This is a genomic window from Streptomyces sp. S6 (assembly GCF_054880855.1).
The window spans coordinates 1-9,781 of sequence record NZ_JBTYMC010000252.1 but is presented as its reverse complement, the minus strand read 5'-3'; the positions used below and the strand labels follow the sequence as shown (position 1 = coordinate 9,781).

General features: G+C 72.2%; 8 protein-coding genes and 1 pseudogene. 4 read left to right on the top strand and 5 right to left on the bottom strand.

The features are described from left to right. Together ACVNF4_RS26880 and ACVNF4_RS26875 are read left to right on the top strand one after the other, a co-directional pair. A partial coding sequence (locus ACVNF4_RS26880; protein WP_461805457.1) for an SDR family NAD(P)-dependent oxidoreductase occupies nucleotides 1–2,024 on the top strand: 2,024 nt, incomplete at its 5' end. Between the two features lie 19 nt (nucleotides 2,025–2,043). Further along, on the top strand, nucleotides 2,044–2,817 hold the full coding sequence (locus ACVNF4_RS26875) for an SDR family NAD(P)-dependent oxidoreductase (protein ID WP_461805456.1): 774 nt from the start codon (nucleotides 2,044–2,046) through the stop codon (nucleotides 2,815–2,817). Between the two features lie 73 nt (nucleotides 2,818–2,890). On the opposite strand, the gene ACVNF4_RS26870 is transcribed toward ACVNF4_RS26875, so the two are convergent. After that, a complete protein-coding gene (locus ACVNF4_RS26870; RefSeq protein ID WP_461805455.1) occupies nucleotides 2,891–3,301 on the bottom strand; it encodes a hypothetical protein in 411 nt (136 codons plus the stop codon). A 239-nt stretch (nucleotides 3,302–3,540) separates the two neighbouring features. Here ACVNF4_RS26870 and ACVNF4_RS26865 point away from each other — a divergent pair, with 239 nt between their 5' ends. Further along, nucleotides 3,541–4,044 carry a DUF4232 domain-containing protein gene (locus tag ACVNF4_RS26865; protein ID WP_461805454.1) on the top strand — a complete coding sequence of 168 codons (504 nt, stop codon included), beginning with the start codon at nucleotides 3,541–3,543 and terminating at the stop codon, nucleotides 4,042–4,044. A gap of 30 nt (nucleotides 4,045–4,074) precedes the next feature. After that, entirely contained in the window at nucleotides 4,075–4,227 is a 153-nt protein-coding gene (locus ACVNF4_RS26860) for a hypothetical protein (protein ID WP_461805453.1), read from the top strand. Here the strand turns inward: ACVNF4_RS26860 and gap are convergent. The 4 genes and pseudogenes from gap to ACVNF4_RS26840 form a co-directional block, all read right to left on the bottom strand. Next, on the bottom strand, nucleotides 4,224–5,222 hold the full coding sequence (gap, locus tag ACVNF4_RS26855; RefSeq protein ID WP_461805452.1) for a type I glyceraldehyde-3-phosphate dehydrogenase: 999 nt from the start codon (nucleotides 5,220–5,222) through the stop codon (nucleotides 4,224–4,226). The two genes, ACVNF4_RS26860 and gap, sit on opposite strands and share 4 nt — an antisense overlap. Before the next feature lie 98 nt (nucleotides 5,223–5,320). Continuing rightward, the gene (locus ACVNF4_RS26850) at nucleotides 5,321–6,277 is read right to left on the bottom strand and encodes a GlxA family transcriptional regulator (protein WP_461805451.1); all 957 of its coding nucleotides are present in this window, start codon (nucleotides 6,275–6,277) and stop codon (nucleotides 5,321–5,323) included. Nucleotides 6,278–6,297: 20 nt separating this feature from the next. Continuing rightward, nucleotides 6,298–9,003 carry a bifunctional YncE family protein/alkaline phosphatase family protein gene (locus ACVNF4_RS26845; protein WP_461805450.1) on the bottom strand — a complete coding sequence of 902 codons (2,706 nt, stop codon included), beginning with the start codon at nucleotides 9,001–9,003 and terminating at the stop codon, nucleotides 6,298–6,300. Between the two features lie 4 nt (nucleotides 9,004–9,007). Beyond that, nucleotides 9,008–9,781 (bottom strand): annotated as a pseudogene (locus ACVNF4_RS26840) (ABC transporter permease); the annotation flags it as partial.

Sequence of the window (9,781 nt, the reverse complement as noted above, 5' to 3'; positions counted from 1 at the left end):
GGGACGACGTGCCGGTGGGGCCGCTCCCGCTGGAGCCCGGCGCGGTCGTCGTCGCGACCGGGGGTGCCCGGGGGATCACCGCCGCCTGCCTGCTCGGACTCGCCCGACGGGTGCCGCTGCGGCTGCACTTGATCGGGTCGAGCCGTCTGGAGGACGTGCCGGAGGACCTGTTGGCAGCGCCGGACGACGAACTGCCGCTTCTGCGGGCCCGGTTCATCGCCGCCGAGCGGGCCGCGTGTCCCGGGGTGTCGGTGCGGGAGATCAACGGGCGTTTCGACCGGCTGCTGAACGCCCGCGAGTCCCGGCTGAACCTGGCGGCGCTGCGGGAGCTGTGCGGGGAGGACGAGGTGCGCTTCCACACGGCCGACGTGACCGATCCGCAGGCGGTGCGGCGTACGGCCGAGCGGATCGGGGACGGGGTGGATCTGCTGGTCAACGGCGCCGGGCTGCACCACCCCGGTGACATCACCCGCAAGGACCTGCCCGGTATGCGGCGCGTGCGGGACGTGAAGCTGTTCGGCTACCACCATCTCCGGGACGCCTTCCGTCCCCGGCTGTGGTGCAACTTCGGTTCGGTGACCGGGCTCGCGGGACTGCCGGGTGAGAGCGACTACTCCCCGGCGAACGACTTCCTCACGGGTGCTGCGCAAGCGGCCCTGGACGAGGGCGAGTTCACGATCGCCTGGACCATCTGGGACGAGACCGGGCTCGGTTCGGGGAGCGTCGTCCAGTCGTACACGGCCCGTACCGCCCGGCTCAGCCGGATGTCGACGGCGGAGGGGGTGGCGCACTTCCTCGACGAACTCTCCCGCCCCCGGCGCGACCGGCTCGTCACGTACCTCGGCGAGGCCGAGTTCACCTCATTCGACGCCCGGTTCCCCGGATTCCGCACACCACCAAATACCTCGCCCGGCCGCCCTGCGCCGACAAGCACCCCACCCGACCTCACGGTGACGGCGAAGCCCCGGCCCGGCCTCCCAAGCCCACGAACCACTCCGCCCGGCCGCTCAGCGATGCAGAACACCCCACCCGCCCCCGCACCGCCGACAAAAACCCGGCCCAACCTTCCAAACCCACCGCACACCCCGACCGACCCCGCACCACCAGCGAAGACCCCGGCCGCCCCCCTGACCTCCCAGCCCCCTCTGCCCAGCCTCCCCAGGCCGGCGAAGACCCCGACCGGCATCCCGGCCTCGCCGGACACCTCGCCCGGCCTCCTCGGCCCCCCGGACTCCCCGGGCCGCTGGGCCCTCGCCCTCAGTGTCGGCACCCACCCCTTCCTCCGGGACCACATGATCGACGGCCGCCCCACGCTCCCCGGCGTGATGCTGGCCGACCTCGCCGTGGAGGCCGCCCGGGCCCTCGTCCCGGAGCTGCCGGTGCGCGTGGTCGAGAACCTCGCCTTCTCGGCGTGGGTGCGCGCACGCGCAGACGGCACGCCGGTCGTCTACCGGGTCACGGCCAGGGCGGTGGGTGCCGGCGGCGCCCGGTCCGTCGCCGTCGTCGTCCGTTCCGACGCCGTCGCGCCGGACGGGCGGGTCCTCGCGCGTGACCGCGAGCACTTCCGGGCCGTCGTCCGGCTCGGGGGGCCGGCGCCGCTGCCCGTGCCGGTCGGGGATACCGGCCACCAACTTCTGCCGGAGGTCGCGGACTTGTACTACGACGACGCCTCACCGGCCGTCCTGACCGGGGTGTTCCGGGCGACCGAGAACTGGCGGACCCGGTCCTGTCTCTGGTATCCGGACCCTCAACTCCTCGCGGCGCTACCCCGGTTGAGCACCCCTTGTGTCCTCCTCGACAGCCTCGCCCGTACCCGGTGGCTCGGCGGTCCCCGGGTGGCGGTCCCGCATCGCGTCGACCGGATCGCCCTGCACACGGAAGGGGACGACACGGACCTCGCCCGCGCCCACCCGGAGGGCATCCGGCTCGCCCACTGCACCACGACCGGCGTCTCCACCGCACGCGCCGCCGACGGCCGGGTCCTCGCCCAGATCACCGGCCTGCACGGCACCGAACTCACCTGACCAGAAAGGGAGTAGAGCCATGGAACTCACCGGACAGACCGCTCTCGTCACCGGCGGCACGCGGGGGATCGGGCTCGCCATCGCCCACCGGCTCCTCGGGGCGGGCGCCCAAGTCGTGGTCACCGGGCGGGACGTGGAGACCGGCCGCAAGGCGCTGGCTCAACTCGCCGCCGGGGACGACGCCGTGCTGTGCACGGGGGACGCGACGTCCCGTGCGGATGCCGAACGTGCCGTGGACACCGTGCTGGAGAGGTTCGGGCACCTCGACATCGTCGTCAACAACGTGGGCGGGGCGCAGGACTTCGCGACGGTCGCGGACATCAGTGACGAGCTGTGGCACTCCACGCTGGCCCTGAATCTGGACCCGGCGCTGTACACGACCCGCAGGGCGCTGGGTCCGCTCATCCGGCAGCGGTCCGGGCGGATCGTCAACATCGCGTCGATGGAGGGCCGTGACCCGGATCCGGGGCTGTGCGCCTACGCGAGTGCCAAGCACGCGCTGATCGGTCTCACCCGGGTCCTCGCGAAGGAGGTCGCCGCGCACGGGATCACCGCGAACTGCGTGTGTCCGGGGGCGGTGGTCACCGACTGGGTGCGGGAGAAGGGGCCGGTCGCGGCGAAGGTCCTCGGCACCGACTACGACGGCCTCATCGGCCACTTCACCGGCCGCACCCTCACCGGGCGCCTCACCTTGCCGGACGAGGTCGCGGCGGCGGTGCTGTGGCTGGTGTCCCCGGCCGGCGCGGGGGTCACGGGCGCCTCCGTCCCGGTGGACGGGGGCGCCACGCTCTGAACCTCCCCACAAGAGGCGGAGTTCTGCCTGTGAGTCACCTGTGCCGGACGATTTCCCGGTCGTCCGGCGGGTTTCAGCGGACCGTCACGTTGAACACGGGTGACGCGGTGGTGCCGTGGACGATGCGCAGGTCGTTCTTGCCCTTGAGGCCGAGCTTGACGCGCAGGGCGTAGCCGCCGGTCTTGTTGACGGGCGTGGCGGCGGGCAGGGAGACCCACTTGCCGCTCTGCTTCTGCTGGAGGGTGACCTTCTCGCCCGCCTTGATGCCGGTGGTCGTGCCGGTGACCTTGAACTCCTGCCAGGCGCGGACGGCCGTGACGGACGGCTTGGCGGTGATGGTGGCCTTGGCGGCCTGCTGGACGGCGGCCTGGTGCGCGGCCGGAGTGGCCGCGGGGGCCGCGATCGCCGTGCCGGCGAGGGCGAGGGAGGCGATGCCGAGGGTGCCGATGACGGCCGTGCGGAGGGAAGTGCGCTGGGAGATCATCACCGATCGATCCTTTTCTGTGGCGAGAAGAGATATTCGCGCCGAACGCTCCTTGAGTGGCGATTGGCGCGGTCACCGGTAATGACGGCGATGTCACGTCGCGCGTGCATCGAGAAGTGTCCCCGTCTTGTAACAGCCGTACTTTGCCGGGATATGCCCGCTCGTGACGGTCTTGAGACAGTGACCCGTGGGGCGCCGGGTACGTGTACTGCACCACGATCTTCCGAGGAGTCTCCGCGATGACCATGCGCCACAAGCTTTTCGCCGCCGCTGCCACCGCCGCCCTGACCGTCGGTGCCGTCGGTGCCGCCCAGGCCGCACCCCTCCACACCGCCGCGGCCCCGTCGGCCTGCCGGCCCGCCAACCACCGGGCGACGATCGCCCAGGACAACTCCAGCGCCGGCCACATCCACTTCCGTGTCACCCTGACCGCCCCGCGCGGCTACGCGCCCTGCACGCTCGCCGGCTCCCCCACCGACGTCGCCTTCTCCTACCGGGGCAACCCCCTCGCCGTCACGGCCGGCGCCTACGGCGACCAGACCGCCGCCGTCACCTTCGGCCCCGGCCACCCCGTCCACTTCGACATCCAGGTCCCCAACTTCGGCCAGACCGTCCCCGCCGACGAGGCGTCCTTCACCCTGCGCACCCCGGGCGGCGGCACCATCCCCGGCGCGTCCTTCGTGGACGGCACGTTCCGGGTGGCCACCGGCACCCAGATCGGCCCGGTGCTGTCGGGCAGCTGACCCGGCCGGACGACACGGCTCGTGTGCAGGATGCCGGGCTGGCGAGAACTTGCGGGGCGGGGCGGCGGAGGCCGTCGCCGCGTCATCGTCCGTGACGACACCTGGGCACTCGGCCCCGCCGTGCAGGACGCCGTCGCCGTCGAGACCGACGTCCCCCGGCCCGCTTCCGGCCTGTTCCGCTAGCGGGCCGCGAGGAGTTCCAGCGTGTCGATCACCCGGTGCGAGAACCCCACCTCGTTGTCGTACCAGGCGACGACCTTGACGTGCCGGCCGTCGACGCGGGTGAGGGCCGAGTCGAAGATGGAGGAGGCCGGGTTGCCGGTGATGTCGGAGGAGACGAGGGGGTCCTCGGAGTACTCCAGGACCCCCTTGAGGGGGCCTTCGGCGGCGGCGCGGTAGGCGGCGAGGACGTCCTCGCGGGTGACGTCGCGGGAGACCGTCGTGTTCAGCTCGACGATGGAGCCGACCGGGACGGGCACGCGGATCGAGTCGCCGGAGAGCTTGCCGTCGAGGTTGGGCAGGACGTGCCCGATGGCCTTCGCGGCGCCCGTGGTGGTCGGCACGATGTTGACGCCGGCGGCGCGGGCGCGGCGCGGGTCGCGGTGCGGGCCGTCCTGGAGGTTCTGCTCCTGGGTGTACGCGTGGACGGTCGTCATGAACCCGTGCTCGATGCCCGCGAGGTCGTCGAGGACGGCGGCGAGCGGGGCCAGCGCGTTGGTGGTGCAGGAGGCGTTCGAGACGACGGTGTGCGCCTCGGCGTCGTACGCGTCGGTGTTCACGCCGTAGGCGAGAGTGACGTCCGCGCCGTCGGAGGGGGCGCTGACGAGGACCTTGCGGGCGCCCGCGTCGAGGTGGGCGCGGGCGGCCTCGGCCGAGGTGAAGCGGCCGGTGGCCTCCAGGACGAGGTCGACCTCCAGGGCGGCCCACGGCAGCTTCGCGGGCTCGCGTTCGGCGAGGACCTGGATGCGGTGACCGCCGACGACGAGCGCGCCGTCCTCGACGGTGACCGGGCGGCCGAGCCGGCCGGACGTCGAGTCGAAGGCGAGCAGTCGGGCCAGTGCGGCAGGTTCGGTGAGGTCGTTGACGGCGACGACCTCCAGGCTGCTGTCACGCTCCAGGAGCGCGCGCAGCACGTTGCGTCCGATGCGGCCGAATCCGTTGATGGCGATGCGAGTCACGGGTGTGGTCTCCTTCCGGTTCCCTTCCAGCCTCCCGCGCGGCGCGGGCCGCCGGCAGGGGCGCGATCGCCACACTCCGCAAGGATCCCGCCAGGCGGTCACTCGCCCCGGGTGAACGTCCGCCGGTACTCGCTCGGCGTGGTCCCGAGGAGCTGCTGGAACCGCATCCGCAGGTTCGAGCCGGTGCCGAGACCGACGTCCCCGGCGATCTGCTCGACGCCCCGCTCCGAGCGCTCCAGCAGCTCCCGCGCGAGGTCGATGCGGGCCCGCATCACCCACTGCATGGGCGTGTACCCGGTGTCCTCCGCGAACCGCCGGGAGAAGGTGCGCGGGGAGACGGCCGCGTTGCGGGCGAGGGCCTCCAGGGTGAGGGGTTCGTGCAGTCGGCGCAGCGCCCATTCCCGGGTCGCGGCGAACCGCTCCCCCATCGGCTCCGGCACACTGCGCGGCACGTACTGGGCCTGTCCGCCGCTGCGGTAGGGGGCGGCGACCAGGCGCCGGGCGGCGTGGTTGGAGGCGGCGACGCCGAGGTCGGCGCGCAGGATGTGCAGGCACAGGTCGATGCCGGAGGCGGCGCCCGCCGAGGTGAGGACGGCGCCCTCGTCGACGAACAGGACGTTCTCGTCGACCTGTACGAGTGGGTGCTTCGCCGCGAGGGCGCGCGTGTAGTGCCAGTGCGTGGTGGCGCGCAGGCCGTCCAGCAGTCCGGTGGCGGCGAGTGCGAACGCTCCCGTCGAGATCGCCGCCAGCCGGGCGCCGCGCGCGTGCGCGCCGAGCAGCGCGGCGACGACCGCCTGAGGCGGGTCCTCCCGGTCCGGGAACCGGTACCCGGGGATGAACACCACCTCCGCCCACTCCACCGCCTCCAGCCCGTGCGCCACGTGGTACGACAGCCCGTCCCCGCCCGTCACCAGCCCCGGCGCCGCCCCGCACATCCGCACCTCGTACGGCATGCTCGCGCGGGTCGAGAACACCTGCGCGGGGATGCCGACGTCGAGCGGCTTGGCACCTTCGAGGACGAGGACTGCGGCACGTGTCAGACGGGGTTTCGGCACGTGGATCAGGGTACGAGAGTTCAGCCGTCCGACTCGGGGGACGGCAGGTAGGCGCCCGGCACTTCCTGCGGCGCGTACAGCTTGGTGTCGCCGGGATAGGGCTCGGTCCAGTTCTGGGTCTGGTACCAGGTGTAGCGGTTCATCTGGACGGGGTTGGCGTAGTCCGGCACGGCGCCCGGGCCGGTCAGCCGCTGGTGTGCGGCCCAGTCCTTCCACTGCGCCGCGAGCTTCTGCCGGGCCGGGGGCACGACGACGGCCTTCGGGGTGACGCCCGCCGGGGTGTCGGAGCCGCACGTGGGCTGGGGGCTGACGCCGAGGGTGAGGGACGTCCGGTTGGGGACGGCCGTGAACGGCCTGGTGTCGGGCTTCGCGGTGAAGGCCCCGTACATCGGGGTGGCCGCGCTGTCGAGCTGGTTCATCGGGTGGACGCCGAGGATCTGCTCGATGGTGCGGATCATCGTGATCTGCGTGTAGTAGCGGCTGTCGACGACACCCCGCCGGGCGTACGGGCTGATCACCTGGACCGGCGCGCGGTGGCCGTCGACGTGGTCGAGGCCCGCCTGGGAGTCGTCCTCGACGACGAAGACCGCGGAGTCCTTCCAGTACTTGCTGTGGGAGATCGTGTCGACCATGCGGCCGACGGCGAGGTCGTTGTCGGCGACTCCGGCGGCGGGGCTCGGTTTGCCGCCGGTGTGGTCGTTGGAGAGCCAGAACATGTTGAGGTTCGCCGGGCCGTGCGCGTCGAAGTCCTGCTTCCAGATCTGTTCCTTGTAAATGTCCGGGACGTCGAGGTCGAACAGCGGGAAGCCCTGCACCGACACCTTGTTGAGGGAGGGGATCGCCGAGCCCGTCTTGATGGGGTAGGCGGTCTTCGCGCCGGTCGCGGCCATGTTCTTGCTGTCGCAGTAGAGGTTCTGCCAGGTCGCGCCGTCCGGTTTGGTCTCCAGCGACTGGAACTCGCCGAAGTCCCTGACGGACTTGCCCGCTGCCTGCGCCCCGGTCCAGATGAACCCGGTCTTCTGGTGGCCGAGGACGTCGTTCTCGGTGTCGTAACTGCGCTGGTACTCGCCCGCCGAGGACTCCGTGTACTCCGGGTTGTCCGACTGCATCAGCCAGTTGTGGCCCTCGGCGGAGTTCGTGCCGATGTCGTAGAAGTTGTCGTACAGCCCGAACTGCCGGGCCAGCTCGTGCTGGTTGGGCGTGACGGCGGCGCCGAACTGGGTCAGCGAGGCGTCGCCGTTACCCTGCGGGAGGTCGCCGAAGAGCTGGTCGTAGGTCCGGTTCTCCTTGACGATCAGGAAGACGTGCTTGATCGTCGAGGGGTCACCGATCCGCACCGGCACGGGCACCGGCTTCGCGTGACTGCCGCCCCGAACCGTCGTGACGGACCCGGCGGTCCACCCGTTCTGCCGGAAGACGTCCCCGGTCTTCTGCTTGACGACGTTGTCGTCCGGCAGCGTGAACCGCGTCAGGCTCGACGTCGTGTCGTGGGTGCTGCGCCCGGCGCTGTCGGGGCGCATCGCGTCGACGCCCCGGGTGTTGGCGACGACGACCTTCTTGCCGGCGGCGAAGATCCCGGACGGGTAGTAGTCCGTGGGCAGCAGGCCGACGTACCGGGCGGGCTGCTGCGGGGAGGTGTAGCGGTAGACGGCGACGGCGTTGGCGCGGCCGAGCGTCACGAGGAGCCGGCCGTCGGCGGTGAGGGTCACGGCGTTCGGCTCGTAGCCGACGGACGCCTCCGGCCACGGCTGGGCGGCGATCGTCTGGACGACCTTGCCCTTGCGGGTGTCAATGACGGACACGGTGTTGTCGGCGGTGTTGGTGATGAACACCGCGCCCTTCGCGGCGTACACGGCGGTCGGGTGCAGGCCGACGGGGACGGTGGCGACGGCGGCCGTCGGGTGTGCCGGGTCGATGACGCTGACCGTGCCGGTGGTGGCGGCGCCGGTCCTCGGGTTCGCGGGGACGTTCGTGCCGTACGAGTTCATGGTGGTCTCGCCGGCCTTGGCGGCGCGTCCGCCCTCGTTGCTGACGTACAGCTTGCCGCCGGCCAGGGCGATGCCGCGCGGTGCGGTGCCCACGGTCCAGCTCCCCCGGATCACGCCGGTGGCGGCGTCGAGGGCGACGACCCGGTTCTGGCCGTTGACGGCGGCGTACACGGTGGCGCCGTCCGGGGCGAACACGGCGGCGGCGACCAGGGCCTGTCGGGTGCCCTGCGCCGGGATCGGGACGGCGGTCGGGGCGGCGAGGGTGCCGTCCGCGTTCACCGTGAACCTGGTGTAGCCGCCCGCCTGGCCGAGCCAGAGCTGCTTGCCGTCGGGCGAGTACGTCGGGCCTTCCTGGCCGACGGCGCCGCTGGGGATGCGCAGGTCGTCGGCCGCGTTGGTGCCGATCTTCTGCTTCACCTGGCCGGTCGCCAGGTCCATGATGACGAGGGAGGCGTCGCCGTCGGTGACGGAGGCGGCGAGGCGGGTGCCGTCGGGGCTGACGGCGGACGACATGATCTTGCCGTCGTCGATGACGGTCCGGGTGCCGTAGGGCTTGATGTACTGGTCGGCGGAGACGACCTGGCCGCGTGCGGTGACCTGGCCGACGTGCTGGGTGCCGAACTGGCCCGTCGAGGCGATCGCGGTGCCCGTGATGCCGAGGGCGACGGCGATGCCCGTCGTCACCAGCGCGGTCCGGCGTCTGGTCGGCTTCTCTCTGATACGCCGTGTGACCTGCATGGATCTATCCCTCCGAGGTGGTGTCCAGCAGCTCGACGTTCCCGTCGAACTGCCAGAGGGGGTTGGGGGCGTCGCCGGCCTGCGTCCGCACCAGGAAGTAGCCGTTGACCTCCTTCGGCCCGTCGCCGTCGGCCACGAACCGCCCGTCCGAGCCGATGTCGAGCTGGTAGACGGCCGTCCCCGCGACCGGCACGCCGGGCAGGTGCCAGGTGACGACGCACCGCCAGTCGTTGCCCGCGCCTTCCTGCGCGCCCTGTCCGTCGCTCTTGGTGCACGCCGCCGAGGCCTTCAACTCGGCCTCGGTGACGGCGGGGCGGTGGAGCTGTTCGGTCTGGAGCCGGTAGAGGTGGGCGAACACCGTGGCCAGGGACCGCTGGACCTTGCCCTGTTCGATGCCGGAGCCCAGGGAGGAGGCGGGGGCCGCCACGGCGACGGTGAGCGCGGTCAGCCCGGCCAGCGGCAGCAGGCCGACCGTGAGCGCGCGGCGCCCTGCGCCGTCGTACGCCGGGTTGGTGAAGTCGCGCCGCAGGAACAGCAGATACGCCAGCGCCGTCGCGAGCACCGCCCACGCCAGGCTGACCGTGACGGCGATCAGCAGCGGGCCCAGCTGCCTGGGGCCGGTGAAGAGGCCGTTCCACGCGACGAAGGCGTAGCCGGGCAGGGCGAGGCGGACGGCGACGGGCAGCGGCAGCATCTGCGCGACGGACATCGCGAGCGCGAGGATCGGCGGCAGCAGCAGGCCCGTCGGGGAGCGGCCCAGCGCGACCGAGCCGAGCAG

Coding starts and splice junctions, on each gene's coding strand:
- ACVNF4_RS26875 (WP_461805456.1), top strand. CDS start 2,044: ATGGAACTCACCGGACAGACCGCTCTCGTCACCGGCGGCACGCGGGGG.
- ACVNF4_RS26870 (WP_461805455.1), bottom strand. CDS start 3,301: ATGATCTCCCAGCGCACTTCCCTCCGCACGGCCGTCATCGGCACCCTC.
- ACVNF4_RS26865 (WP_461805454.1), top strand. CDS start 3,541: ATGACCATGCGCCACAAGCTTTTCGCCGCCGCTGCCACCGCCGCCCTG.
- ACVNF4_RS26860 (WP_461805453.1), top strand. CDS start 4,075: ATGCCGGGCTGGCGAGAACTTGCGGGGCGGGGCGGCGGAGGCCGTCGC.
- ACVNF4_RS26845 (WP_461805450.1), bottom strand. CDS start 9,003: ATGCAGGTCACACGGCGTATCAGAGAGAAGCCGACCAGACGCCGGACC.